The 26,277-nt window shown below is 67.1% G+C and carries 22 protein-coding genes; 14 read left to right on the plus strand and 8 right to left on the minus strand.

Annotated features, from left to right (window positions below):
- Positions 1-146 precede the first annotated feature (146 nt).
- Positions 147-2,786 (minus strand): protein kinase, encoded by a 2,640-nt coding sequence (locus LVJ94_01405; GenBank protein ID WXB05920.1) that lies wholly within the window; start codon positions 2,784-2,786, stop codon positions 147-149.
- Between the two features lie 2 nt (positions 2,787-2,788).
- Positions 2,789-3,655: a LysR family transcriptional regulator gene (locus LVJ94_01410; GenBank protein ID WXB05921.1), complete on the minus strand. Its 867-nt coding sequence runs from the start codon at positions 3,653-3,655 to the stop codon at positions 2,789-2,791.
- A gap of 145 nt (positions 3,656-3,800) precedes the next feature.
- Here LVJ94_01410 and LVJ94_01415 point away from each other — a divergent pair, with 145 nt between their 5' ends.
- From LVJ94_01415 to LVJ94_01430, 4 genes are all read left to right on the plus strand, one after another.
- Positions 3,801-4,538 (plus strand): SDR family oxidoreductase, encoded by a 738-nt coding sequence (locus LVJ94_01415; protein ID WXB05922.1) that lies wholly within the window; start codon positions 3,801-3,803, stop codon positions 4,536-4,538.
- A 66-nt stretch (positions 4,539-4,604) separates the two neighbouring features.
- Complete coding sequence (locus LVJ94_01420) at positions 4,605-5,498, plus strand: SDR family oxidoreductase (protein ID WXB05923.1); 894 nt, start codon at positions 4,605-4,607, stop codon at positions 5,496-5,498.
- Positions 5,499-5,632: 134 nt separating this feature from the next.
- On the plus strand, positions 5,633-6,190 hold the full coding sequence (locus LVJ94_01425) for an SRPBCC family protein (GenBank protein WXB05924.1): 558 nt from the start codon (positions 5,633-5,635) through the stop codon (positions 6,188-6,190).
- Between the two features lie 19 nt (positions 6,191-6,209).
- Positions 6,210-6,596 carry a YciI family protein gene (locus LVJ94_01430; GenBank protein WXB05925.1) on the plus strand — a complete coding sequence of 129 codons (387 nt, stop codon included), beginning with the start codon at positions 6,210-6,212 and terminating at the stop codon, positions 6,594-6,596.
- Here the strand turns inward: LVJ94_01430 and LVJ94_01435 are convergent.
- The gene (locus tag LVJ94_01435; GenBank protein ID WXB05926.1) at positions 6,593-7,618 is read right to left on the minus strand and encodes a LacI family transcriptional regulator; all 1,026 of its coding nucleotides are present in this window, start codon (positions 7,616-7,618) and stop codon (positions 6,593-6,595) included. The genes LVJ94_01430 and LVJ94_01435 overlap by 4 nt on opposite strands.
- Positions 7,619-7,673: 55 nt before the next feature.
- Complete coding sequence (locus tag LVJ94_01440) at positions 7,674-8,567, minus strand: LysR family transcriptional regulator (GenBank protein WXB05927.1); 894 nt, start codon at positions 8,565-8,567, stop codon at positions 7,674-7,676.
- 71 nt (positions 8,568-8,638) lie between these two features.
- Here LVJ94_01440 and LVJ94_01445 point away from each other — a divergent pair, with 71 nt between their 5' ends.
- Positions 8,639-9,163, plus strand: a complete 525-nt coding sequence (locus LVJ94_01445) for a hypothetical protein (GenBank protein ID WXB05928.1) — start codon at positions 8,639-8,641, stop codon at positions 9,161-9,163.
- A gap of 540 nt (positions 9,164-9,703) precedes the next feature.
- Here the strand turns inward: LVJ94_01445 and LVJ94_01450 are convergent.
- A complete protein-coding gene (locus tag LVJ94_01450; GenBank protein ID WXB05929.1) occupies positions 9,704-11,098 on the minus strand; it encodes an FAD-dependent monooxygenase in 1,395 nt (464 codons plus the stop codon).
- A 111-nt stretch (positions 11,099-11,209) separates the two neighbouring features.
- Between LVJ94_01450 and LVJ94_01455 the strand changes: the two genes are divergently transcribed.
- From LVJ94_01455 to LVJ94_01470, 4 genes are all read left to right on the plus strand, one after another.
- Positions 11,210-11,860 (plus strand): TetR/AcrR family transcriptional regulator C-terminal domain-containing protein, encoded by a 651-nt coding sequence (locus tag LVJ94_01455; GenBank protein ID WXB05930.1) that lies wholly within the window; start codon positions 11,210-11,212, stop codon positions 11,858-11,860.
- Between the two features lie 73 nt (positions 11,861-11,933).
- Positions 11,934-13,094 carry an L-rhamnose isomerase gene (rhaI, locus tag LVJ94_01460; protein ID WXB05931.1) on the plus strand — a complete coding sequence of 387 codons (1,161 nt, stop codon included), beginning with the start codon at positions 11,934-11,936 and terminating at the stop codon, positions 13,092-13,094.
- On the plus strand, positions 13,094-15,124 hold the full coding sequence (locus LVJ94_01465; GenBank protein WXB05932.1) for a bifunctional aldolase/short-chain dehydrogenase: 2,031 nt from the start codon (positions 13,094-13,096) through the stop codon (positions 15,122-15,124). The genes rhaI and LVJ94_01465 overlap by 1 nt, the downstream gene beginning before the upstream one ends.
- Entirely contained in the window at positions 15,121-16,497 is a 1,377-nt protein-coding gene (locus LVJ94_01470; protein ID WXB05933.1) for a rhamnulokinase, read from the plus strand. The genes LVJ94_01465 and LVJ94_01470 overlap by 4 nt, the downstream gene beginning before the upstream one ends.
- Here LVJ94_01470 and LVJ94_01475 read toward each other — a convergent pair.
- A complete protein-coding gene (locus LVJ94_01475; GenBank protein ID WXB05934.1) occupies positions 16,474-17,433 on the minus strand; it encodes an AraC family transcriptional regulator in 960 nt (319 codons plus the stop codon). The genes LVJ94_01470 and LVJ94_01475 overlap by 24 nt on opposite strands.
- Positions 17,434-17,485: 52 nt before the next feature.
- On the opposite strand from LVJ94_01475, the gene LVJ94_01480 reads away from it, so the two are divergent.
- On the plus strand, positions 17,486-18,184 hold the full coding sequence (locus LVJ94_01480) for an SDR family oxidoreductase (protein WXB05935.1): 699 nt from the start codon (positions 17,486-17,488) through the stop codon (positions 18,182-18,184).
- A 123-nt stretch (positions 18,185-18,307) separates the two neighbouring features.
- On the opposite strand, the gene LVJ94_01485 is transcribed toward LVJ94_01480, so the two are convergent.
- Complete coding sequence (locus LVJ94_01485) at positions 18,308-19,468, minus strand: ATP-binding protein (GenBank protein ID WXB05936.1); 1,161 nt, start codon at positions 19,466-19,468, stop codon at positions 18,308-18,310.
- Positions 19,459-20,127, minus strand: coding sequence for a response regulator transcription factor (locus LVJ94_01490; protein ID WXB05937.1), 669 nt, complete (start codon positions 20,125-20,127; stop codon positions 19,459-19,461). The genes LVJ94_01485 and LVJ94_01490 overlap by 10 nt, the downstream gene beginning before the upstream one ends.
- Before the next feature lie 81 nt (positions 20,128-20,208).
- On the opposite strand from LVJ94_01490, the gene LVJ94_01495 reads away from it, so the two are divergent.
- Genes LVJ94_01495 through LVJ94_01510 form a run of 4 tightly spaced genes read left to right on the plus strand, consistent with a single transcriptional unit; the run spans position 20,209 to position 26,273 of the window.
- The gene (locus LVJ94_01495) at positions 20,209-21,849 is read left to right on the plus strand and encodes an amidohydrolase (GenBank protein WXB05938.1); all 1,641 of its coding nucleotides are present in this window, start codon (positions 20,209-20,211) and stop codon (positions 21,847-21,849) included.
- A 14-nt stretch (positions 21,850-21,863) separates the two neighbouring features.
- Entirely contained in the window at positions 21,864-22,829 is a 966-nt protein-coding gene (locus LVJ94_01500; protein ID WXB05939.1) for a hypothetical protein, read from the plus strand.
- A 4-nt stretch (positions 22,830-22,833) separates the two neighbouring features.
- A complete protein-coding gene (locus LVJ94_01505) occupies positions 22,834-25,881 on the plus strand; it encodes an AAA family ATPase (protein WXB05940.1) in 3,048 nt (1,015 codons plus the stop codon).
- Between the two features lie 20 nt (positions 25,882-25,901).
- Positions 25,902-26,273: a hypothetical protein gene (locus tag LVJ94_01510; protein WXB05941.1), complete on the plus strand. Its 372-nt coding sequence runs from the start codon at positions 25,902-25,904 to the stop codon at positions 26,271-26,273.
- Positions 26,274-26,277 lie beyond the last annotated feature (4 nt).

The raw sequence follows: 26,277 nt of genomic DNA on the forward strand, positions 1-26,277 counted from the left end.
GAGATGGACTGCATGGTGAACGAAATAGTTTATTCATGTCCTAAACGCACTACGGCTGACGTTCGATATGTCTATCGGATGAACGGACGGTTCGCGTCCACACGACATGCCCACGCCGTTCGCCGAAGACATCGAGCTGCTCGAGCCTATTCGTGTGGTGCCGTGACACACCGAAGCGCGGCCCATCGCAATCGTGCAGCGCGGGCCGACACGCTGCGTGGGTCCTTGCCCCACCGCGACAGGACGATGCCATAGGCGCCGCATGCCCCCGATGGATCTCCGGCCCGTTCGAGCGATTCGCCGAGTTGAAGATGAATCCACGTGTGCTCGAACGGAAAGCGAAGTGCCTGGCAACTTCGGGCGCCATGCCGAAGGTACGGTAATGCCTTTTCCGTCTCGCCCGCGAGGAAGTACACGCGTCCCATGGCGAGGTCGTCTCCGACATCGGTCCGAAGCGCGTCGAACGTCGGGGGAGACTCCGGAAGCGCGCGCAGGGCATCCACGGCATCGGCGTGCGTGATGGCTGCGAACGCATAGGCTTCGATCCATCGCGTATTCGACTCGTTTCGCAGGGGCTGGTGCGTCGCCGCCGTGCGCGTGAGCCAAGCTTTCCGACGCGCTTGGAATGCTTCGCGCGACAGGCCTCCGGCGAGGTACTGAATCCGCAAAGGCACGATTTCCCAATCGTAATAGCTGGATGCCAGCCAGGCTTCGCGCCGTGACAAGTATTGCGCGGCGAGGCGGGCGGTGAGAGGGCGGTCCCCCAGCTCCATGGCCAGGTAAAACCGAAGCTTCGCCACCATGGCATGGTCCTCTTCGTATTTCCTATTTGCGACTTCCTCGTCCCATGCGGCCAGCGCTTCCGCCACCGTGGCGAAGTCGCCCGTCAACACATGGGACACGGCCTTGCTCCGCAGGCGTGTCGACTCGCGCTCGGCGGGTGGAGCGAGCCGCCACTCCTGTTCGATCACGCTCTGGACGCTTTCCATCGTCCCGCCGCGACCGTAAATCGAGTCGACGAGGCTCGCGCCCCAGGACCGCGGTGGCAAAGACGTCGCCATGAGTTTGCGCGCCGTGCGCTCCGACTCCGCGCATTGCCCTTCCCGAAGATCGATTTGGATCATGTTGTCGAGGCAACCATCCGCGTCGGGCGAGCTCCGAAGGCATTCTTCCAACGAACCACGCGCGCTCTTCGCGTCCCCCAGGGATGCAAAGGCATTGCTCTCGTCGAACCACGCGATGCCCGCCTTGGGGTCCTCGCGCAATACGCCGTCGAGCACGGCGAGGGCATCACGCGCGTTTCCCGCCATGGTCTGAAGTGCTGCGAGGCTCGTCTGCACCGCCCAATCCGACGGAAATCGAGCCGCGACGGAGAGCATGCGCTCCGCGGTGGCGTTCACGTTCCAAGGAACCGTCCGCACATCGGTGAGCGCCTCCAGCAGGGCGCGGTCGCGCATTCCGAGCCCTTCGCGTTGGGCGAGGGCCGCACCCAGGTGCTCGCGCATCACGTCCTCTCCCTCGAACAAGAGGGCCGAGTACAAGTGGGCGGCCGCGGAGCCCCGGTCGAGCGCAATCACGCGGTCGAATTCCTCTTGGGCCGCTCGCACCGAACCGTCGTGCCAATTTTGTAGGCCTGCCCGCAGGTGAGCGATGGCGGGATCGATCGAGCCGCTCGCGGGATTCGCTTCACCTTTGGGCGGGGGCTCGCGTGTGGCAAACACGGTCGCCGTCGCCAGTCCTAGAACGACGCCACCGGCGAGGAGCCCTTTCCAGAGCGATATTTTCTCCCTCCTCGGACCCACCCGCGCCGGCGCACGCGTGGCCTCCGCATCCTCGTCACCGCCCGAAGCGAGCTCGCTCACCACGCGCTCGCGCACACGCTCGGCAAGGCCATCCACGGCCTCGCCCAGAGCGGGTGTGAACGCTTCGTGGAGCGCGTGGCGCATGTCCTCTGCCGTGGGCCATCGGTCCTTCGGCTCGAAGGCGAGCGCTTTGTCGACGAACTGCACGATCACGGGCGGCAGCGCCGGAGCAACCTCCGCCAGCGAGCGCGCATGCCCCATCATCGTCGCGGCAAGTTGTGCCGATGCGCCCCCTTCGTGCACGAATGTACCCGACAGCAGCGTGAACATCGTCGCACCGGTGGACCAGCAGTCGCTATGCGGACCCACGGCATGCCGATCGCCGCGTGCTTGCTCCGGCGGCATGAAGGCGGGAGTCCCCATCATACGGCCGGTCATCGTCGCACTGCCGTCGTCATCCACGCGTCGCGCCACGCCGAAATCGAGCACGCGCACCTCGCCGGCCCTCGTCACGAACAGGTTCTCCGGCTTGATGTCGCGGTGGATGACGCCGCGCGCATGGGCACTGGCGAGCACTGCGAGCACATCGGACATGAACACGGCGACCTCCGCCACCGGCAACGACTTGCCCGCGCGCTCCCATCGTTCGCGGAGGGTCTCTCCCTCGAGGAGCGGCATCACCAAAAAGGCTGCCCCGTTTTCGTCGACCCCGTGATCGAGCACGGGTACGGCTCCGGGATGATTCACCTGATTGGCCGCGTGAGCCTCCCGATCGAAGAGTTGCAAAATGTCGGGATCGTCGGCGAATCGCTCGAGCAAGAACTTGACGGCGACCCGATGCCCTCGGCGATCCGTCGCCGCGTAAACCGCCGCCATTCCACCGACCCGGAGCAGCCGATCCACGCGGTACTTGCCCCGAATGGTGGTCCCGATGCGCATCAGTGCGCGTTCCGAGGCGGAAAGGCGGGGGGCGGGGGACGGCATGTTCAACCGCGGAACGTGCACGTCTCGCGGATGGCCGACCGGAGCCACGTGTGGGCGGCATCCGTGTGTACGCGGGGGTGCCAGATCATCAAGTAGCGAAAGCCGGTGAGCTCCGGCGGAGGTTCCAGCACCTTGACGCGTGGATTGTGCGGTTCTCCGGCCATGAGGCGTTTGGGGACGGTCGCAATCAACTCCGTGCCCGGAATGCAGCGCATGGCCGCAACGAAGTAGGGAACTTCGATCACGCACGTGCGCTGGTAGCCCAAGGCCAAAAGGCGCTGCTCGGGAATCGTTTGGCGGCCGCCCAGAATGCCAATGCCGATGTGCAGGCCGTTCGCATACTGCTTGAGCGTGATGCGCTTCGTATGCGGACTGTCTTTGGAAACGATGCAGACGAATTCGTCGTCGTAGATCACCTCGCGGTGGAATCGCTCCGGTGCGTGGCCGTCGTCGGCGTTCAAGGCCAGGTCCAGCCGGCCGTGCTCCAGTTCTTCGAGCGAACCGTCGTGCCAGGCGAGAAACTGGAACGTGACCCGCTTGGACTTCGGCAACACCGTGCGGCACAGGGTGGGGGTGATCACCTGCGCGGCGTTGTCCGTGACGGCGATGCGGAATGTCGCGTTCTCCTCCGTCGGATCGAACTCCGCCCCGGCGAGCATGCGATCGAGTCGAGGGAGGATCGCCGAAAGCTCCGACAGCATCCGCTGCCCTTTGGGCGTGGGCTCGTAGCCGCTGGCCGTTCGGATCAACAGGTCGTCGCGGAACATGTCGCGCAGTCGTTGAAGGGAGCGGCTCACCGCCGGCTGGCTCAGCGCCAGGCGTGATGCCGAGCGCGAAACACTGCGCTCCTCGGCCAGAACCGCGAACACGACCAGTAGGTTGAGATCAGCCTGGCGGAGTTGCGTCAAACGCATAATCGATATTGCTACTATGCATTGGAAGAATGGGCTCGCGCAACCCATTCTCTCCCTTGTCGACGCGGAACGAACCGCGACGCAACAGGGAGAAAAGACAATGGCACAGGTCAAAAAAGGGGCAATCGTTACGGGAGCATCACGCGGCATCGGCAAGGAGGTCGCGCTCCGTTTGGCCAAGGATGGGTTTGCCGTCGTGGTGAACTACGCGGGCAACGCCGCCAAGGCGCAAGAGGTCGTCTCGGAGATCGAGGTCGCCGGTGGGTACGCCGTGGCGGTGCAGGCGGACATCACCAGCGAAAAGGACGTCAAGCGGCTCTTCGTGGAGGCCCTGGAAGCGCTCGGTCAGATCGACGTGGTGGTGCATTGCGCCGGTGCGATGGAACTGTTCCCCATCGCGAACGCCGACGCGGCGGCCTTCGACCGCGTGATTGCGACCAACCTGCGCGGCGCGTTTCTCATGCTGGGGCAGGCTGCAACGCACGTGACCTCGGGCGGGCGCATCATCGCGTTCTCCACCAGCGTGGTCGCCAAGTCGTTTCCCAACTACGGCGCGTACATCGCCGCCAAGTCGGGGGTCGAGGGCATGGTGCACGTGCTCGCGAACGAGCTGCGCGGTCGCAACGTGACCGTGAACGCGGTGGCGCCGGGCCCGACCGGGACGGACCTCTTTCTGCACGGCAAGACGGACGCCCAGATCGAGCAACTGGCCAAGCTTTCGCCGCTCGAGCGCATCGGGCAGCCCTCGGACATTGCCGGCGTCGTCTCGTTCCTCGCCGGCCCGGATGGCGGCTGGATCAATTCGCAGGTGCTGCGCGCCAACGGCGGGTTCGCCTGATTCGACCTCGAGACAAAAGCCAGCAACCAAAGACCTAACAGTTTCAAGAACACGGAGATTTCAGCCATGAAGAACGTCATCCTCATCACCGGAGCATCCAGCGGCATGGGCGCCCTCACGGCGCGCGAACTCGCCCGGGCGGGCCACACGGTTTACGCAAGCATGCGCGACATCAAGGGCCGCAATGCGGCCGCGGCGGAAGCCGTGAAGACCTTCGCCGAGCAGACGAACACGGACATGCGAGCCCTCGAGATGGACATCGCGTCGCAGCCGTCGATTGACGCAGCCGTGCGGCGCATCGTGAGCGCGCATGGCGGGCTGGACGTGCTCGTTCACAATGCGGGGCACATGGTCTTCGGTCCGGCCGAGGCCTTCACGGCCGAGCAATACGCGCAGCTGTTCGACACCAACGTCTTGGGCACGCAGCGGGTGAACCGCGCGGTTTTGCCGGTCATGCGAGCACGTGGCCAAGGGCTTCTCGTCTGGGTTTCGAGCTCCTCCGTCCGCGGTGGCACGCCCCCGTACCTCGCGCCGTACTTCGCCGCCAAGGCCGCGATGGATTCGCTCGCGGTGAGTTACGCAGGAGAGCTCGCGCGCTGGGGCATCGAGACAGCCATCATCGTGCCGGGTGCATTTACCGCCGGGACCAACCACTTCCGCAACGCCGGCGCGCCCGACGACGCTGCGCGCGCCGCCGAGTACCACAACGGGCCGTACGCGGGGTTCGGAGACGAGCTTCTCAAGGGCCTCGCCTCGACAGAGCCCCCCGACTCCGATGTGACCGAAGTAGCCCGCGCCATTGCCGACGTGGTGGGCCGCCCGCACGGCAAGCGCCCTTTCCGCACCCACGTCGATCCGGCCAGCGACGGTTCGCAGGTGGTCAGCGACGTGAACGACCGCATCCGCGCCGAGTTCTTGCGCCGCATCGGCCAAGCCGGCCTGCTGCAAGTGAAAGTGTAGCGATATCGATTGGTTACGTGCCTTTCGAAAAATCTTCTCCGGCATGTCGATCCGCCCATCCCTCGTTCGACGCCTGATTGAACGAGGGTTGAGCGAAGGTTTCAGACCGGCATCGGCCGGAGAAGAGGTCCGTCATGTTCCGTAAGATTGCTGCGGGCGTTGCCGCCGTCATCGTGTTGTTCGTCATCGTCGTGGCCTCGCGCCCGTCGAAGTTCCACGTCGAGCGATCCATCGATATTGCCGCACCGCCGCAGTTCGCGTTCGAGAAGGTCAACGACTTTCATGCTTGGGTCGACTGGTCGCCCTACGAGAAACTGGATCCGAAGATGCAGCGGACCTTCGAGGGGCCGCGCGCCGGCACGGGCGCCGTGTACGCATGGTCGAGCGAAGCCGGGGCCGGCGCCGGCCGCATGACCCTTCAAAAGAGCGAGTCGCCGTCGCTCGTCACCATCGAGCTGGTGTTCCTCAAGCCGATGCAGGCCACCGACGTGGCGACCTTCACCTTCGCCCCGACGGCCACCGGCACCAAGGCCACGTGGGCCCTCGACGGCGACATGAACTTCGTCTCCAAGGCGTTCGGGCTGTTCATGGACATGGACAAGATGATCGGTGGCGATTTCGAGCGCGGCCTCGTTTCGCTGAAGGCCATCGCCGAGAGCTCGGCAAAGTCCCGGGTCGAGGCCTCCAACTGATCGCTTGAGGAGGACGACCATGCGATACCTGTGCATCTACAAGCCGCGCAAGGACGACGAGCTTTGCGCCGACCCCACCGAGGCCGAGATGATCGCGATGGGAAAGCTCATCGACGAGATGACCCGGGCGGGTGTGCTGCTTGCGACCGAGGGATGCGCGCCCAGTGCGGAGGGCGCGCGTGTGAAGCGCGTCGGCGGTGAGACCATCGTCACCGACGGGCCGTTCGCCGAGGCGAAAGAGCTCATTGCCGGTTTCTGCCTCATTCAAGTGCAGACCAAGGCCGAGGCCGTCGAATGGGGGCGCCGCTTCCTGGAAGTCGTCGGCGAGGGCGAGAGCGAGATTCGCCGGCTGTACGAGCCCGCCGATGGCGGCGGCTGTCGTGCCATCCCGCCCGAGGCGAGCTAGCGTTGCACGCGGCTCGATTCGCGGACGACGAGCTCGGGGGCGAAGACCACGGTACGATGTTGGTGGGTGTCGGTCTCGCCCACGAAGCGATCGTCGGCGGTTTCGGCGATGAGCATCTCCGCCGCGGTGCGACCGAGGCGCACGGCGGGCTGCCGCACGGAGGTGAGGGGGACGGCGGCGGCGGCGGCAAACTCGATGTCGTCGTAGCCAACGATGGCCATTTCCGAGGGGACGCGCACCCCGGCGCCGACCATGACCTGGAGCACCCCCAGCGCGAGAAGGTCGTTCGCGCACGCGACGGCGGTGGGGCGTGGGCTGAGTCCGAGCAGGCGCGCCCCGGCATCGCGGCCCGAGGCCACGTCGAGCGTCGTACCTTCGAGAACGGTGAGTTGCCGCTCCGGCCCCGGCGCCTCGGAAAGCACGCGTCGCAGGCCTTCTTCGCGCTCGCGGCACTGCGTGAGGATGGCGGGGCCGTTCACGAAGGCGATGCGCGTGTGGCCCGTTTCCACCAGGTGCCGTGCAGCCAGTGCGCCGCCCTCCACGTCGTCGACCGAGACGGAACATGCCTCCGTGGTGGGCACGCGTCGATCGACGAAGACGCAGGGAATGCCGCTGCGGCGAAAGCGGTCGAGGCTCTCGCTGGAGCTGTCGACCGGCGAGACGAGCACCCCGCGCACCCGCTGTTCGGCGAGCATGGCCAGGTAGGTCGCCTCGGCGTCCTGCCGCTGGCGGCTGTTGCAGGTGATGACCTGTAGTCCTTGCTCATGCGCCGCCTGTTCGGCCCCTCGCGAGATGTCGACGAAGAACGGGTTGCCCAAATCGAGCACCAAGACGGCCATGATGCGGCTTTTGCCTGCCCGCAGCTGCCGCGCCGATTCGTCGCGGATGTATCCGAGCTCTTCGATGACCGAGAGCACCTTCGTGCGAGTCGCCAGTGAGACGACGTGCGGGCGATTTACCACATTGGAGACGGTGCCGACCGATACCCCGGCACGGCGCGCCACGTCCTTAATCCCGATCATCACCACCATCCCCGACCATATGGCGCATAACGTACCACAAGACTGTGCGGTCCCTTCAGCTGGGCTTCAAGCTCAACTCGCTTTTTAGGATTTCCAGAAACTCCATGGTGAGCGGACTCCTCCCCTGGTTTTGCCGCCATGCCGCCCCAACCCGCCAGCGTGCCGTCTCGTCATCGAGCGGATGTACGGTGATGCCTTCTATCCGCGGCCTCAACTGCGATTCGGGAATGAGCGCAACGCCCAGCCCGGCGGCCACCAATGCCGGAATGGTGCGATCTTCGTTGGCCACTTGGACGACCCGCGGATGAAATCCGTATTGGCTGCACATGCGAAAGATATGGTCGTGAAGATTCACCGATAGGCTTCGCCTTGGCATGATGAAGGGGGCGCGGGCGTAGTCCGCCAGGTTGGCCGCTCGAGGTCGCTCACGCTTGGGGCCGACCGCCGGTACGACGAGCATGAGCCGATCTTCCAGGACGGGGAGGTGTCGAAATTCCTTGGAGATGGGCATGCGGATGAAGCCGACATGCATGCGTCCGGCGCGGAGGGCATCGATCTGGTCGTGGCTCGCCATTTCGTGAAGATCGATTCGCGCCTCGGGGCGGCGCTTTCGGAACTTCGAAACGAGGCGCGGCACGAGGCCGATGGTGGCAAACCCGAATCCAACGACCAACTGGCCCGTCTCGCCGCGGGCTGCACGCCGCCCCGTCTCCACGACGCGATCGGCATGCTGGAGCAACGCGCGCGCCTCTTCGAGGAAGACCCTTCCCACGTCGGTGAGCTGCGCGCCATGGCGCCCGCGGTCGAAGAGTGGTGCGCCGAGTTCCTCCTCCAACTGGCGTATCTGATTGCTCAGGGCAGGCTGGCTTAGATTCAAGAGCTGCGCGGCGGCCCCGAAATGGAGGCGTTCGGCCAGGACGACGAAGGAACGCAGCCACTCGAATTTCATAGCGAAATCTTATCACCACGCTCCATTTATTTCATTGGACAAATCACGGCCCGGACCGAAACGTAAGCGGCATGAGAATCGCGGTCGATATGGACGAAGTGCTGGCCGATACGCTGGTCACGCAATTGGAATGGCTCAACACCGAATACGGTCATTCGCTGACCTTGGGGGACGTCGTGGGGGCCGACCTTTACGACTTCATTCCAAAGGAGCACGGAACCAAGCTTCTGCGCCTTCTGGAGCAGGGCGACTTCTTCGCCGATCTTCCGGTGATGCAGGATAGCCAGGAGGTGCTGCGCCGCCTCGCCGAGCAGCACGAGGTGTTCATCGCCACGGCGGCCATGGAGTTCCCCGGTTCCTTCGGGCCCAAGTTCCGTTGGCTGGCCAAGCATTTCCCATTCATCGATCCGAGTCGCATCGTCTTCTGCGGCAACAAGAGCATTCTCCACGCCGACGCCTTGATCGACGATACCCCGCGCAACCTCGCCGGCTTCAAGGGTCGCGGCATCCTGTTCTCGTCCCCGCACAACGCGCACGTGACCGGCTACGCCCGCGTCTCCTGTTGGCGCGAGGTCGAGCAGCTTTTCCGCGCTTAGCGCGGCGGCGGCTGACGGGGTGTCCGGGACGGGGCCAAAATCGTCCCGGACAGGGGCGCCGTGAGGATTTGCGCATTTTCAGAGGGGTGCGGATTGGCACCGTGTTGGCAACGCGTGAGGGCAGACCTTGGAGCGTGTTGCTCCGGACATCGCGCCTTCAAGGTCGCAGATTGGAATGATGGGTTGCCATAAGGTACGAGCGGGAGGCAACAGCCCTCCACATGCCCGTTGACGCGCGGAGCCACTCCTACGGGAGTCCAGCCAGCGGGAGCCACATGCGGAGCGGTGACGGGAAGCGCAGCGGGCGCGGACCGGTGGCCGACATCCTCGTTGGGGAAGCTGCGACAACTGCTCGCAATCCACCGGAACTTTTCCTACCCTCATTTTTATCTGGCAGAGAGATAGCCAGAAGAAGACCGTCTGAGATTGCGCGGAGCGCGCGATCACGCACCCGTTTGTACCCCGTCCGTCGTGGAGACTGAGGGGGCCTGCCGGGCGCTTCCTAGCTGCCCTTCACGCACCGAGAAACAGCGACATCCCTCAGTGCGTTAGAACAGCCGCGACGTGGCCGTCGGGGCGGACCAGGATGGCGCTCGCATCCTCCAACCCGGGCCGCACGCCCACCACCTTGGCACGCGCGATGGTGACGCGATCCATCCAGGGCTCCACGAGCTGCGCCCCGCCGAGATCGTCGAGGAGCAGGAAGTGGCCCGCGTGCATGTGTTGGAACGCGCTCGAGCCGTCGGCGGTGGGAAGGTCGGGCAAGCGGCGCCCGATCCAGGGGCGTGCGGTGTCGCGGCCATAGTCGACGGCGAGGCCCGTGACCTTCTCGGCGAGGCGGCGGTTCGCCTCCGGGGTGCGGAGGAGATCGGCCACGGTGGCGCGGAGCGCGAAGATCGGCGGGGTGAACCCGGTGAGGGCCTCTTGGGCTCGCGTGTTCTCCAGCACGTCCATGCCGACGGGGTGACGCTCGTCGTGGTAGCTGTCGAGCAACGCCTCGGGCGCGGCGCCGCGGAGGACTGCGCCGAGCTTCCAACCCAGGTTGCTCGCGTCTTGGAGGCCCACGTTCATGCCTTGGCCCCCCGCGGGAAAATGGATGTGCGCCGCATCGCCCGCCAGGAAAACGCGGCCCTTTCGGTACGACGAGGCTTGCCGCGTGGCGTTGCCGAAGCGCGATAGCCAGAGTGTCTCCGTGAGGCCGAAGTCGGTGCCGGCGATGCGGAGCATGGCCTCGCGCAGCTCTTCTTCGGTGGGCGGGCAGTCCTTGGAGACGTGCATGCGCGCCGGATCGACGATCACGATGCGGCAGGAGCCGTCGGCCTGGCGCACCATCATCATGCCGCCGCGCTCGTTCACGATCGATGGCATGGTCGGCGGCTGCGCCAATCGCACATCGCCCTGGAAGGCGGTCATCGTGGTGTCCGTTCCGGGGAAGGCGATGCCCGCCGCGGTGCGCACGGTACTGCGTGCGCCGTCACACCCCACGACGTAGCGCGCCCGCAGCGTGTGATCCCCCGCGGCGCTGCGCACGTGCACCGCGACACCGGCCTCGTCGTGCCGGAGCGCCAACGTCGCGTGCCCAAAGCGGAATTCGACCCCGAGCTCCCGCGCCGCCGCTTCGAGCAGCTCCTCGGTGCGCCGCTGGGCGAGGACCAGCGTGTGCGGAACCTTGGTGTCGAGCGCGGCCAGCGCGAGGCGCGTGTCCAGTGCGGCATAGTGCGCCGTGGGCAGCAGCACGCCCTCGCGGGTGAAACGCTCGGCCAGGCCTCGCATCGCGAGCAGCTCCAAAGAGCGCGTGTTCATCGTGAGCGCCTTCGAGTGCGGCGAGCGCGCCTCCTCGGCTTCCAGAACGACCACTTGGGCGCCGGCGAGCCGGAGCTCCCGCGCGAGGAAACATCCCACCGGGCCGGCGCCCGCGATCACCACGTCGATCATGTTCTTCCCTTTCCGCCACAAAACTTGAACACCGTTCAAGTTGAACAGTGTTCAAGTAGGGCCGGCCCCAAACCCGTCAAGCGCTCGACTTGTGCTAAGGGGTTTGCGGGCATGCCGCGTCTCACGAAGGCACGAATTCTCAGCGAGGCCCTCGCGCTTTTGGACGAGGTCGGCTCGGAGGCCTTGACGATGCGGCGGCTCGCCGACCAACTCGACGTGCAGGCCGGTGCGCTCTATTGGCACTATCCGAACAAACAGAGCCTCGTGACCGCGATGGCCGAAGAGATGCTCGCCGACACAGCGCTGCACGGCGCGGGCGAGCCCGAGAAATGGCGCGCGCGCGTCGTCGAGGCATTGATGGCGCTCCGGCGTGCCCTGCTCGCGCACCGCGATGGCGGACGCGTGTTCGCGGGAACGTTCGTCCCGGAACCGAACACGCTCGCCTTGGGCGAGGTGCTTCTCGGAGCCCTGCGCGACGCGGGGCTCGGAAAGAAAGAGGCGGCATGGTCATGCTCGAGCCTGGTCGACTTCGTCATCGGTTTCGTGGTGGAGGAGCAGGCCGCGCAGGGCATCGAGCCCGACCTGCTGACGAGCCAGCTCGATCGCGAGAAGTACCCGAACGTCGCGGCGGTGAAGGGGCCGTTCACGAGCCAGGACTTCGACGCGCGTATGAAGTTCGGCGTGAATCTCCTGCTCGATGGCATCGAGCGGGGGCTCGAATCGCGCAGTGCGTCGTCGGGGAGCCGCACCCGCCGCGCTTGAGCGCCTTGCTCCGAGGGAAGCCTCGATCTAGGATGAGCATGAAACGTTTCAAACTGCTTCCGGAGGCTTGGAAATGAGCGCGGCGGTCAAAGCAAAGTTACGCACGCAACAGATCGAGACCCCGTCGTGGGCCTACGGAAACTCAGGCACGCGCTTCAAGGTGTTTGCGCAAGCGGGCGTGCCGCGTACCGTCGAGGAGAAGCTGGACGACGCGGCGCAGGTTCATGCGTTCACCGGCATCGCGCCACGCGTGGCGCTGCACATCCCTTGGGACAAGGTCGACGATTACGGGAAGCTCGCGCGCTATGCGCAGTCCCGCGGCGTGGCCATTGGCGCGATCAACGCCAACTTGTTCCAGGACGACGACTACAAACTGGGCAGCGTGACCAATCCCGATCCGGGGGTGCGCAAGAAGGCCCTCGCGCACTTGCTCGAGTGTGTCGACATCATGGACCAAACCGGTTCGCGGGATCTCAAACTGTGGTTTCCCGACGGCACGAACTATCCCGGCCAGGACGACACCCGAACGCGGCAGGAGCGTCTGTCCGAGGCGCTGATGCGCGTCTACGACCGGCTGGGAAAGGAGCAGCGCATGCTGCTCGAGTACAAACTGTTCGAGCCGGCCTTCTACACGATGGATGTGCCCGATTGGGGCACGGCCTACGCGCATTGCTTGCAACTCGGCGAGCGGGCCCAGGTGTGCGTCGACACCGGCCATCATGCACCGGGCACGAACATCGAATTCATCGTAGCCTTCCTCCTCCGAGTGAAGAAGCTGGGCGCGTTCGACTTCAACTCACGCTTCTATGCCGATGACGATTTGATCGTCGGTGCGGCCGACCCCTTTCAATTGTTCCGCATCATGTACGAGGTGGTTCGCGGCGGCGGCTTCGAGCGCGATGCCGGCGTCGCCTTCATGCTCGACCAGTGCCACAACATCGAGGCGAAGATCCCCGGGCAAATTCGCTCGGTGTGCAACGTTCAGGAGGCCACGGCCAAGGCGCTGCTGGTCGATCGTGAGGCGCTGGTGGACGCGCAACGCGGCGGCGATGTTCTGCGCGCCAACGAAGCCTTCATGGATGCCTTCAACACCGACGTGAGGCCCATGCTGGCCGACCTGCGCCAGGAAATGGGAATCGATCCCAATCCGATGGAGGCTTACCGCCGGTCCGGCTACCAAGAGCGCATCGTGAAAGGGCGCGCCTCGGGCAAGCAGGCAGGGTGGGCGGCCTGATGCGCATCGTCGATCAATTGATTGCGCGCTCGAACCGGTTGGGGGCCGATCCGGCCAATACGAATTACGCAGGTGGAAATACCTCCGCGAAGGGCACCGACACCGATCCGGTGACGGGCAAGCCGGTGGAGTTGCTCTGGGTCAAAGGCTCGGGCGGCGACCTGGGCACGCTCACCGAATCGGGCCTCGCCGTACTGCGTTTGGATCGGCTGCGCGGACTGGTGGACGTGTATCCGGGGGTCGAACGCGAGGACGAGATGGTGGCCGCGTTCGATTTCTGCCTGCACGGCCGCGGCGGCGCGGCCCCGTCGATCGACACGGCGATGCACGGGCTGGTGAACGCGCCCCACGTGGACCATTTGCATCCCGATTCGGGCATTGCGCTGGCCACGGCGGCCGATGGGGAAAGGCTCACCCGACAATGCTTCGGCCCGCGCGTGGTGTGGGTTCCTTGGCGCCGGCCAGGATTTCAATTGGGATTGGATATCGCCCGCATTCAATCGGAAAACCCGGAGGCCATTGGCTGCATTCTGGGCGGACATGGCATTACCGCCTGGGGCAATAGCTCGGAGGAAGCGGAGGCCCATTCGCTGGAGATCATCCGCACCGCGGCGCGCTTCCTGAAGGAGCACGGTTCGGCGGAGCCTTTCGGCTCGGTGCTCGAAGGCTACGGACCGCTGCCCGAGGCCGAGCGGCGTGCGCGCGCGGCGCAGCTCGCGCCGGTGATTCGCGGGCTCGCTTCGACGGATCGGCGGCAGGTGGGGCATTTCACCGATGCGGCGCCGGTGCTCGAGTTCCTCGCCCGAGCCAAGCATCCCAAGCTGGCCATGCTGGGCACGTCGTGCCCGGACCATTTCCTCCGCACCAAGGTGCGGCCCATGGTGCTGGATCGCCCGGCCTCGGCCCCGCTGGAGGACGTCATCGCGCGGCTTCGCGAGCTCCACGTGGAGTACCGCAAGGAATACCGCGCCTATTACGAGCGCCACGCGTCGCCGGATTCGCCGCCGATGCGCGGGGCCGATCCGGCCATCGTGCTGGTGCCGGGCGTGGGCATGTTCTCTTTCGGCGCGGATGCGCAGACAGCCCGGGTGGCGGGCGAGTTCTACATCAACGCCATCAACGTGATGCGCGGTGCCGAAGCCGTATCGCGGTATGCACCCATCGACGAGCGCGAGAAGTTTCGCATCGAATATTGGGCCCTCGAGGAGGCGAAGCTTCGCCGGCAACCGAAGCCGAAGCCGCTGGCCTCGCGGGTGGCGCTGGTGACCGGTGCGGGCTCGGGCATCGGCAAGGCCATTGCGAAGCGGCTCTCTGCGGAGGGCGCGTGCGTGGTGGTGACCGATCGCGATGCGGAAGCGGCGCAGGCGACCGCGCGCGAGCTGGGCAAGCGCGACAAAGCCATCGCGGTGGCGGCGGACGTTACCGACGAAACGCAAATTGCGGCGGCATTCGCGGCCGGGGCGCTGGCCTTCGGCGGCGTCGATCTGGTGGTGAACAATGCGGGGCTGTCCATTTCGAAGTCGCTGCTCGAGACCAGCGTTCAGGATTGGGACCTGCAGCATGACGTGATGGCGCGCGGGTCGTTCTTGGTCTCGCGCGAGGGCGCGCGGATGATGATCGCGCAGGGTGGCGGCGGCGACATCGTGTACATCACCAGCAAGAACGCGGTGTTCGCCGGGCCGAACAACGTGGCCTACGGCGCGAGCAAGGCCGATCAGGCCCACCAAGTGCGGCTCTTGGCTGCAGAATTGGGCGCGCACGGGATCCGCGTCAACGGCGTGAACCCCGACGGGGTCGTACAAGGCTCGGGCATCTTCGCCGGCGGCTGGGGCGCGCAGCGCGCGGCGGTGTACGGCGTCAAAGAGGAGGAGCTGGGCGCGTATTACGCGCAGCGCACCTTGCTCAAGCGCGAAGTGCTGCCCGAGCACGTCGCCAATGCGGTATTTGCCCTCACGGGCGGCGAGCTAACCCACACCACGGGGCTCCACGTGCCCGTGGATGCGGGCGTGGCCGCCGCGTTCCTGCGGTGAAGTCCTTCGCCGCGGTCGACCTTGGCGCCTCCAGCGGGCGCGTCATGGTGGGGAAGGTGGGGCCGCGGACCCTGGACCTCACGGAGGTCCACCGCTTTGCGAATCGCCCGGTGCGCGTCGGGGCCACCCTGCACTGGGATATCCTTGCATTGTACAGGGGGATCCTCGACGGATTGCGCGTCGCCGGGCCGGTGGACGGCATTGGCATCGACTCGTGGGCGGTCGACTACGGGCTGCTCGATGCGCGCGGCGCGCTGATTGGCAATCCCGTTCACTACCGCGACGAGCGCACCGCGCGGGGGGTGGCCGAGGTGCTGGCCAAGGTCCCGCACGAAGTGCTTTATGCGGAAACGGGGATTCAGTTTCAGTCGTTCAATACGGTCTTTCAACTCGCCGCGGAGCGAGGGACGCGGGCCAAACAGGCACTCCTCATCCCCGATTTGATCGGGTATTGGCTCACCGGGGTCGCCGGCACCGAGTTGACCAATGCCTCGACCACGGGGCTGCTCGATCCGCGCACCGGCGCTTGGTCGCGCGGTCTCGCGGATGCGGCTGGCGTGGACGTGAATCTCTTTCCGCCGCTTCGCCGGCCGGGCGAGGAACTGGGGCCGCTCGTTCCGGAGGTGTGCGCCGAAATCGGATTTGGGTCGACCGTCTACAACGTGGGCTCGCACGACACGGCGTCGGCGGTGGCGGGGGTGCCGGCGGGGAGTGGACACGCTGCCTACGTGTGCGCGGGCACCTGGTCGCTGGTCGGCTTGGAGCTCGATGCGCCGATCCGGAGCGAGGCGAGCCGGCGGGCGAACTTCACCAACGAGGTGGGCGTCGACGGGACCATTCGCTATTTGCGCAATGTCACCGGCTTGTGGCTCTTGCAAGAGTGCCAGCGCGTGTGGGACGCCTCGCTCGATCTCGAGACGCTCCTGCGCGAGGCCGCCGAGGTTCCTGCACGGCGCAGCGTCGTCGACGCGAACGATCCGCGCTTCATGCCCCTGGGCGATATGCCCGCGCGCATCGCCCGCGCGTGCGAGGACGCGGGGCAGCCCGTGCCGCGGACGCACGCCGAGACCGTGCGTTGCATCCTGGACAGCCTCGCCGAGGCCCACCGTCGGGCCATCGACGATGCGGCGCGGCTTTCCGGGCGGCGGGTCGACGAGATCCACATCGTGGGCGGCGGCGCGAACAACGAGCTGCTCTGCCAGCTCACCGCGGACGCGTGCGGCCTGCCCGTGGTGGCGGGCCCCGTGGAGGCAACGGCGCTGGGCAACATTTTGGTCCAGGCGCGCGCCGCCGGCGCGTTCGAGGGCGGCCTCGCGGAGATGCGCGCGCTCTTGCGGGCGACGCAGCCCCTACGGCGGTATGCGCCGAAGTGATCCCGGGGACTTGCCGGTGATGCGCTTGAACGCGCGTGTGAACGCGGTCACCGATTCATAGCCGAGCTTCGCCCCCACCTCGCCGTTGCTGAGTCGTTGCTCGCGCAACATGGCGTCGGCCACGTGCATGCGCCAGCGGGCCACGTATTTCGCGGGCGGTGTTCCCACGCTGCGCGTGAACCGGTCGCGGAAGCTGGAACTCGAGCAGCCGGCGATGCGCGCCAAGGCCGCGAGGGACCAGTCCCGTCCGGGTTCCCGATGGATCGCCGCGAGGGCGCGTCCGATCTTCGGATCGCGGATGGCGGCGAGCCAGCCCCTTTCCGAGCCGCTTGTTTTCTGCGCTTCCGACCAGGTGCGGATCACCCGGGTGATGACCACGTCCGCCAGGCGTGTGAGCACGGTAGCCGAGCCCATTTTCTCCGCGAGGATCTCATCGGCCATGATTTCCAGCAGCGGCTCCAGCGACGGATCGTGCTCGCGCACGATCAACTGCGCCGGCATGAGCTCGATCAACGGGTGCGCCGAGGGGGCGGTGAAGGACACGCTGCAGCAGAAAAGGAGTGCGTCGTGCGGGCCTCGGCCGCCATCGAGTGCGAGGCGGTACGTGCGATCGCCGATCTCCTCGAGCTCGATATCGGGAAGCGGCGTGCGCCGGGCGGTTTTGCTCGAGGCCAGGGCGTGCGCATCGCCGCGCGGCACCAGCACGACATCGCCCGCGGTGAGACGGTGCCAGCTGCCATCGGGCGACTTGAACAGCGCCGAGCCGGCGGCCACGAAGTGAAAGCGCGCCTCGGGCTGCGCCGGTAGCTCGATGCCCCACGGCTCCCGAAGCTCGCAGCGGCCATAGGACAGACCGCCGATGCGAAGATCGCCCAAAATGCCGCTGAGCGGATCGGGCCGCGGTTTGCGGGCGATGCTGGCAGAACGGCGCATCATTCCGGCAGAATGGTCATCGAACCGCCAGAACGCCACCCCCAACATTTGGTGCATGGCATACGGAAGCTTGGTCGGAACGACGATCGTCATTCTCGGGGCGGGAAAAATGGGGCGCGCCATCGCGGCGGCGGCGGCGGGCGCGCGCATCGTGTTCCTTGGGCGGGGCGAGGCGACGCTCGAGTCCGCACGGGCCGCGTTGCCCGGTGTGGATCTGCGCACCATCGTGGCGGATGCCACGGACGAAGCCGATGTGGCAAAGGCCTTCGAGGCGATCGGCCCCGTCGATCACATCGTGGCGGCGACGTCGTCGGGCACCGCGGGCGTCGCGCCCCCGGAGGCCACCATTCCGCGCGTGAACCTCGCGGATGCTCACGCCGTCTACCGTCGCCTCTGGGCCGCGTACAATGCGTTGCACGTGGGGGCACGCGTTCTGCGGCCGGGCGGCTCGGTGACCCTTATTTCCGGAGCGAGCGCGCGCCGTCCCACCGCGGGCTTCGGCATTTACGGTGCGCTCCACGCGGCCATCGAGGGTCTGGCCCGCGCAGCCGCCGTCGAACTCGCGCCCCTTCGCGTCAACGTCGTTTCCCCCGGAAGCATCGGCGTAAATCCCATGCGGCAACTGACGCACCACCATGGCCGCTTCGACGACTTGGCCGACGCTGTTCTCTCGGTAATCCGAAACCCTGCCGTGACCAGCGCGGTGTTCGATGTCGACGGTGGCGAATCGCTGGGCACCTGGTCGGGAGAATGAGCCTCATGGTGCTCTCTTCGAACCGCGATGTGCGAGTTCCGTCTGGTTGACGACGCGAAGTGTCGGCGTGCTCATGCCTAAAGCGTAGTGCGTCGATGGTCTATCGAAACGGTCCATTTCGGATCATTTGGATGGACCACTTGAAATCGGAATTTCGAGCGTAGCGACGGCGCCACCCTCCGGGTGGTTGCGCAAGGAAAACGTACCGCCATGAATCGCGGCGATGCGTTGGACGATGCCGAGGCCCAGACCCCAACCTCGGTTGCCGTGCGCCGGATAACCGGGACCGGCATCGCGCACCTCGACGCGGCCATCGGCCACGTGGATGGCGAGAACGCCGCCACCGTGCCGCTCCGCGTTCGAGAGCAAGTTGCGAATCGCCACCTCGAGCAGCCGCGCGTCGCCTTGCACGATGCAAGCTTCCGCCTCGATGGCCGCGTCCTCGCGTGCGAGCGATTCGACCAGAAGATCCAACCGCAATGGCTCGGCGTGCACCTCGGTGAGATCCGCGTCGAGGCGCGCATAGGCGAGCACCTGTTCCAGCACGCGCGACGCTTCGTGCGTCAGCTTGGCGATGGGCCCTTCCACGGAGCTTGCCTCGACCGCGGCCACGAGGCCGGTGACCGGCGTTCGCAATTCGTGCGCGGCAGTCTGGAGAAAGCGCTCCCGCACCTCCAAGGCGTGCCGCGCCGGGCGGAGGGTGCGCTCCGTCATGATCCGCGCGACCAGCACACCGAACGCGCCGAGCACCGCGGTGGCCATCACGATCCATAGGGCAAAGCGCGACTGCTCGGCGCGGTGGGGTGAGGGATCGCCGGCGACAACGATGGTTGCCCGGGGCCGATCGTCATCGTCGAACGTCGTTTTCGTCAGAATGCGGACGTGTCGGCCGTCCTCCAGCACCGCGTCGTGCGGCTCCGCGCGCTTGTCGCCGAGGGCGATGGGGTAGCGCCGTGGTTCGCTGGCGTAGAGCAGTGTGTGGCCGTCGGCGTCGACGACGTGGATGTCGAAGGGGCCGTGCACGATGTCCGGCTCGCGCACGAGTGCCTCGACGTGGTAGCGGCCTTGCGGGTCGAAATAGGTCAGGCCGTACACCGCCGTGGCATGCACGGCGAGGCGCGCGTCGAAATCCGCATCGCGGGCGCGCCCGAAGGCGAGCACCGCGAAGCCCGCGAGGGCGATCAGCGCCGCCGACCACGCGAGGGAGTACACGAGGGTCGTGCGCCGGGCCAGGCGATCGAGCTCGATTCGTGCGCGCGGTGCGTGGCCCTCGCTCAGCGGCATGGATCCTCGAGGACGTAGCCCACGCCGCGCACCGTGCGAACGAGGCCGGGCACCCCGAGCTTGCGCCGGAGCGAGGCGATGGTGGCCTCCTCGACGTTCGACGCCGGCGTCTCCGCGGCGTCCCAGCAATGCCGCACGAGCTCCTCCCGCGAGACCACGCGCCCCTGCCTCGACGCGAGAAGCTCGAGGACCGAGCGCTCCTTGGGCCGCAGGGGCAGGAGCACCCCGGCACGCCGCACCTCGCGCCGGCCGAGATCGATTTCCACGTCGCCGATGCGGACGATGGGCGCGGCGGGCAGGGGACCTCGCCGGGCCAGGGCACGGACGCGTGCGAAGAGTTCGGCCATGGCAAACGGCTTGGTGAGGTAATCGTCGCCGCCGGCATCGAGCCCGTCGACCCGATCGCGTACGGTGTCGCGCGCGGTGAGGAACAAGGCGGGCGTCGCAATGCCCGAGCCCCGCCACGCGCGAAGACCATCCCGCGCATCGCCGTCGGGCACGGTGCGGTCGAGCACCAGCACGTCGAACCCTTCGTCGCGCAACAGCGCGCCGGCCTCCTCCAAGGTACGCGCCGCCGCCACGGCGAAGCCCTCGCCACGAAGGCGCGCGACCACGGCGTGGCGGGTTTCATCGTGATCCTCGAGGAACAAGATGCGCATCGGGCGATCAGCCAAATTTAAGGTAAGGCCGGCATGCTGTCTTTCATGAATGGTCGATATTCTCTTGCGATAGGGGCATTGATGATGCTGGGCCCGTTGACCGCTTGTGCCGCCGAGCGCGTCCCGGCCGACCTCGTTTGGCGCAACGGCCGCATCCGCACCATGAACGACGCGCAGCCCTGGGCGGAGTCCGTGGCCGTGCGGGACGGCGCCATCGTCTTCGTGGGCGCCAACGCCGAAGCGGCAGCCCACGTGGGGCCGAACACTCGCGTGCTGGATCTCCAGGGGCGCGTCGTGCTTCCGGGGCTGCACGATGTGCACCAGCACACGCTGGAAGCGCACCTCCCCATCATCCGATGTCGCCTGGACCCGAACGTGAACGACGCCGAAGCCTACGTTCGCACGGTGTCGAGGTGCTCCGTCTCCAAGGGCACCTCGTGGGTACTCGGCGCCGGCCATCGCATTTCCACGCTTCTCGCGGCGTCACGTACCCCGCGCGCCATCCTCGATGCGGCCATTTCGGATCGGCCGGTGGCCATTTTGGAGGAGACGTCCCACAGCACGTGGGTCAACTCACGCGCCCTGGAGGTGCTCGGCATCGATGCGCACACGCCCGATCCGCCCGGCGGCATCGTGCTGCGCACGGCGGACGGTACGCCGAACGGGGTGCTCGTCGACGCGGCCGGTGAATGGCCATGGGACCGTGCGCTCGCACCGACTCCGGAGCTCGAGGACATCAACTACCAGGCCCTGCTCGAGGGGATGGAGCACAACAACAAATATGGCATTACCTCGGCCTGCGACGCGCGCGTCTACTGGGGGCGCGGCCACCTCGACGCGTACCGTCGCGCCGAAGCACGCGGCGAAATGACCGTGCGCATGGTGCTCGGCCTGTGGGCCTACCCCTCGAAGACCGACGACGCGCAAATCGCCACCCTTGCGCGCATGCGCCGCGACGATGGGGGCATGGTGCGGCAGACGCAAATCAAGATCTACGCGGACGGCCTGACCCAGAACACCACCGCCGCCCTGCTGGAGCCGTATCGTTCGAAGACGCTCGGGGCCGCGCGCGGTCTCGACTACTTCGATGCCCCACGGCTCGCGCGCTACGTGCGGGAGCTGCAGGCGGCGGGCTTCGATATGCATATCCACACCATCGGCGATCGCGGGGTGCGGCAGGCGCTCGACGCCATCCAGGCCGCACGCACCTTGCCCGGCGGCGCGGGGGCGCGGCACCGGCTCACGCACGTGGAGCTCGTGCACCCCCAGGACGTGCCTCGCTTTCGGGCGCTCGGCGTGTTTGCCGACGTGCAGCTCGCCGAAGGGAACGACCCCGAGCATCTGCACGAGCTCGAGCCTTTCGTGGGCAAAGATCGCGTGAACGAGCGCGCGTGGCGTGTGCGCGATCTGCATGACAGCGGCGCCACGGTGACCCTCAGCTCGGACTACGACGTGTGGGATCTCAATCCGTTCGCGGGTATGCAGAGCGCATTGACCCGTGGATCGCAGGGGCTGCCCAACCTCGATGCGGCCCTCCGCGCCTACACGGTGAATGCGGCGCGCCTCATGCGCTCCGAAACGCGTACCGGCACCCTCGAGGTCGGAAAGCGCGCCGACATGATCGTCATCGACCGCGACGTGTACGCGATTCCGGTGGAACAAATCGCGCGCACACAGGTGCTTCGGACGATGGTCGATGGTCACGAGGTGTACGTGCGGTAAAGTCAGAGGCCGCGATGGCCGCCGTTTCGGAAGAGGAACTCGATGCGCTCTACTCGGCTCCCTTGGCGGAGTTCATCGATGCACGCAAGGTGCTGGCCACCCGGGCCAAGAAGGACGGCGACAAGGAGGGCGCGGCGCGCATTGCCGCGCTCCCCAAGCCATCAGCGGCCGCGTGGGCGGTGAATCAAATGTACCGTACGGCCCCGCGTGAGCTCGAGGCACTGCACGAAGCGGGGGCCTCGCTGCGGCAGGCGCACCGCAAGGGGGCGAGCGGTGTGCGGGACGTGTTCACCGCGCAACAGGCCCAGCGCGTAGCCATCGAGGCGCTGCTCCGGGTCGCGCGAACGACGTTGCAGAAGGGCGGCCTGGCCGCATCCGACGTCACCTTGGATCGCGTCGGCGAAACGCTGACCTTCATTTCGACGCTCAATCGATGGGGAGACGCGGAGCCGGGGCGCCTTTCCAAAGAGCTCGCGCCGCCGGGGTTCGATGCGTTGCTCGAGGTGCTGGGCGACGGCGAGGAGATTCCCCTTCCGGCCAAGAAGAAGGACCCGCCGAAGCCCGCGGCCAAAGCGCCGGCGAACTCCGGCCCGCAGCGAAAAGCGGTCGCCGAAGCACGGCGCAAGGCCGAGGAAGCGCTCGAGACGGCGAGCAAGAACGCGGCGCTGGCCGAGGCGCGCGCGAAAGAAACGCACCGGGCCGCCGACGAAGCGCAAAAGGCCGCGAACGACACCGAGGCCAACGCGCGCCATCTGGCCGACGCGGTGAAAGCCGCCGAAGCGGCGCTCTCACGCGCCAAACGCGAGGCCAGCGAAGCGGCCAAGGAGGCGAGTGCTGCCGCCGATCACGCGGAGACCGCCCGCTCATCCGCCGATCGCGCGCGGCGCAGCCACGACGATGCGGCCGAGGCCCGCCGCAAGGCGGAAGCGCACCTCGCCTCGGCCAAGAAGGCCGAAGCGGCCCTGGGCAAGGCGGGGTGACGCCGTGGCCTTTCGCACCCTGCTCGGACGCGGTCGTGAACTCGAAGATCTGGCGGCGGCGCTCGAGCGCGCCCTCGCGGGCCGGGGCGAAGTCTTTCTTCTTTCCGGGGAAGCCGGCATCGGAAAAACGCGGTTGGCCGAGGAGCTCGCCGCCCTTGCGGAACAGCGCGGTGCCTCGGTGTTCTGGGGGCGCGCTTGGGAGGCCTCCGGTGCCCCCGCGTGCTGGCCTTGGTTGCAGGTGCTGCGCGCGTGCGCTGCGACGGAGGTCGTGCCGTTGCTCGAAGCGCCCGCGGATCCTCGCCACCCCGAGGTCGAGGCTCTGCGACTCGGTACGGCCATCGCGGCGTTCTTGCGCGGCATGGCCTCGCGCGCGCCACTCGTGCTCGTCTTCGACGATCTGCACGCGGCCGATCTCGCCTCGCTGAATCTGCTGCAAGTCGTGGCGCGCGAGCTTCGCCACGTGCGCCTGCTGGTCGTGGGAACGTACCGGGATCTCGAGGCTCGGCGTGCGCCGCAGGTGTCGACGTCGCTGGTGAAGCTCGCCCGTGAGGGCACGCTGCGTCCCCTGGGGCGCCTCGATCGCGCGGCGGTGGCGCAATGGATTGCGGGCGCGCTGGGCGCGGCGCCGTCCGATGCGCTCACCTCGGCGGTGTTTGCGGCCACGGAAGGCAATCCGCTTTTCGTCGACGCCCTCGCGCAGCTGCTCGTGTCCCGTGGCTATGGAGCCTCGCTGCCGGCCGGCTTCACCTTGCCCGACACCGTGCGCGAGACGGTGCAGGAGATGCTGGTGCGCGTCTCCAGCGACGTGCGCGACGTGCTCGATGCGGCCTCGGTTCTCGGGCGCGAATGTTCCTTGGTGCTGTTGCAATCCGTTTGCGAGAAGCCCATCGAGCGCGTGCTCGAGGCGACGGAGGCGGGCCTCGCGGCGGGCGTTCTGAGCGCCCAGCCGCTGTCCTCGAGCCCCGTGCGCTTCGCCCACATCCTGGTTCGCGAGGCGCTCTATCAAGGCCTCTCGGCGTCACGTCGCATGGCCCTGCATGCGCGCGCGTCGCGTGCGCTGTCGAGTCTGCACGCGACGGATCTCGAAGCGCACTTGGCGGAGCTTGCACACCATGCCTTCGAGGCCGGGCCCGTCGGCTCCTGGCCCGAGGCCGCCGACTACGCGGTGCGTGCCGGTCGCCGTGCCATGGACCTGCTGGCGTTCGACGATGCGGCGGGGCACTTCGAGCGCGCGCTCGTCGCACTCGATCACGCCGGGGGGGCTGACGAGGTGCGCCGGGCGGAACTGCTCTGGAGGCTCGGCCTGTCGCGCATTCGCATGGGCAACGCCCAGGCGGGCAAGGAGACATGCATCCAGGCGGCCGCACTCGCGGAGCGGGCCGGCGACGTGAACGCGTTCGCGCAAGCTGCGCTGGCCTATGGCGCGGAGTTTTGGTTCGGAAACGTCGACCAACGGCTGGTCGACCTGCTCGAACGCGCGCTTTCGCTCGGCACCATGCGCGAAGAGCTGCGGGTGCGCGTGATGGCGCGGCTCGCACCCGCCATGGTTCCCAGCCTCGATCGCGGCCGTTCGCTGATGTTTGCGCGCGAGTCGGTGGTCGCGGCGCGGGCGCTGGAAGACCGGCGCGTCCTCGCCGACGTGATTTACTCGGTGCGTGCCGCGTACGGGACCGGCGACGACCTCGACGAACGCGTCGGGCTCGATCGCGAGCTGGCACTCCTCGCGACCCGCCTGGGGGACAAGCTCCTCGAAGCGCACGCGCACGGGCGGCTCACCCTCGATGCCATCGAGCGGGCCGACCCCGCCGTGGTGAATGTGGAATTGCGCATTCACAGGCAGATTACCGACGAAATTCGTGTGCCGCAGTATCGGCTCCATGCCCGAATCGTCCAGTTGACGTGGGCGACGCTCCAAGGAGACGGCCCTGCCATTGCGCGGATCGAACAGGAGGTGCGCGAGCTGTCGGAGGCGGGGGACGATCCGCACGCGCTGGCGGTCATCGAGGCCAATCGCGCGGTGCGCGCCGAGGTGCGGGATGATCAGGCCGGCGAGGCCGCCGCGATGGAGGCGCTCGAGTTGCTCAGCGTGCAAAATCCCAGACTTCGCTCCTGGCTCACCACACGGAGGGCGGCTCGCGCCACGGCACTTCCGCCCGCCGAATTGCGCGTGCACCTCGCGCCGTTCACGCCGTCGAAGTGGCCCGTTGGCATGGGGGCGTTTCTCGCGAACGTCGTGCCCATCTTCATCGCGCAGGGCGATCGCTCGGATCTGCGGGCCGTGTACGAAGCGATGCGGCCGTATGCCGATCGGGTCACTATCTATCCGGGGGTGATGACCAGCGCGGGACCCTTGGCGTACTACCTGGGCCGCGTGGCGAGTGCGCTCGGCGAAATGGAAAAAGCGTACCTGCACTTCCAGGAGACGCTCGCCATCTGCCAGCGCGGTGGCTTCGTCGACTTCGAGGCGCACACGCGTCGGGCGCTCGCGAGGCTCGACCGCCCCGCATCGCCCGTCCCTGTGGCGACGGCTCCGCCCCCGCCACCCTCGCTCGAGCGGGAGAGCGAATTCTGGGTGTTGCGCCACGAAGGCCGCGAAGTCCGGCTGAAAGATGCCAAGGGCCTGCACTATTTGGCCGCGTTGCTGCGGGAGCCCGGGCGAGAGTTCCACGTGGGTGATCTCGTACAGCCGTTGCAGGATGGCCCGATCGAACAAGGGGGCTCCGGTGCCTGGCTCGACGAACGCGCCAAGTTCGAGTACCGCACGCGCCTCGCCGAATTGGGGAGCGCGCTCGAAGACGCGGAGGCCCGCGGCGATGCCGAAACCGCGGCGCGCATCCGGGACGAGCGTGAGACCATCGGGGGTGAGCTCGCGCATGCCCTCGGCCTCGGCGGCCGCAACCGCAAAGCGGGCGACGCCCTGGAGCGGGCGCGGGTCAACGTTCAGCGGCGCATCCGCGACGTGATCTCGCGCGTCGTCCATGCCGATCCCACATTGGGCCGACACCTCGAGCTTCACGTGAGAACGGGTACGTTCTGCTGCTGGGAGCCCTAGCCGGAACACTGTTCCGCGCCATGGAACGCCTGTTCTTTGCAGGTGCCGCCATGGGGAAACGACTCGAGAAAACCCTAGATTGTCCGCCGTTCTATCAGGACAAGCTCGTTTCCTCCGAAATCGTGGCCCTTCGTTCCGAGGTGGTTTCTCACGTGCGCCCGAGGGCCGGTTCCCTCCCGGCGACGGTGTCCCTTGCCTTGACCTTTCTAGGCGGGTCGCTCGGCGGTGTTGCTGGCGGAGGGGTGACGGCACTCGTCCTCACGATCGCGGCAGCACCCGCCCCGTCGTGGGTTCGAGCGATGGCCATGCTCGGCGCCGTCGGAAGCGCCGTCGTGCTCTTTCTCTGGTGCTTGCGATTCGTCGTTTCGGTCATCCATCACGCATCGCGATAATTGA

Source organism: Sorangiineae bacterium MSr11367, assembly GCA_037157805.1.
GTDB classification, from domain to species: Bacteria; Myxococcota_A; Polyangia; order Polyangiales; family Polyangiaceae; genus Pendulispora; species Pendulispora rubella.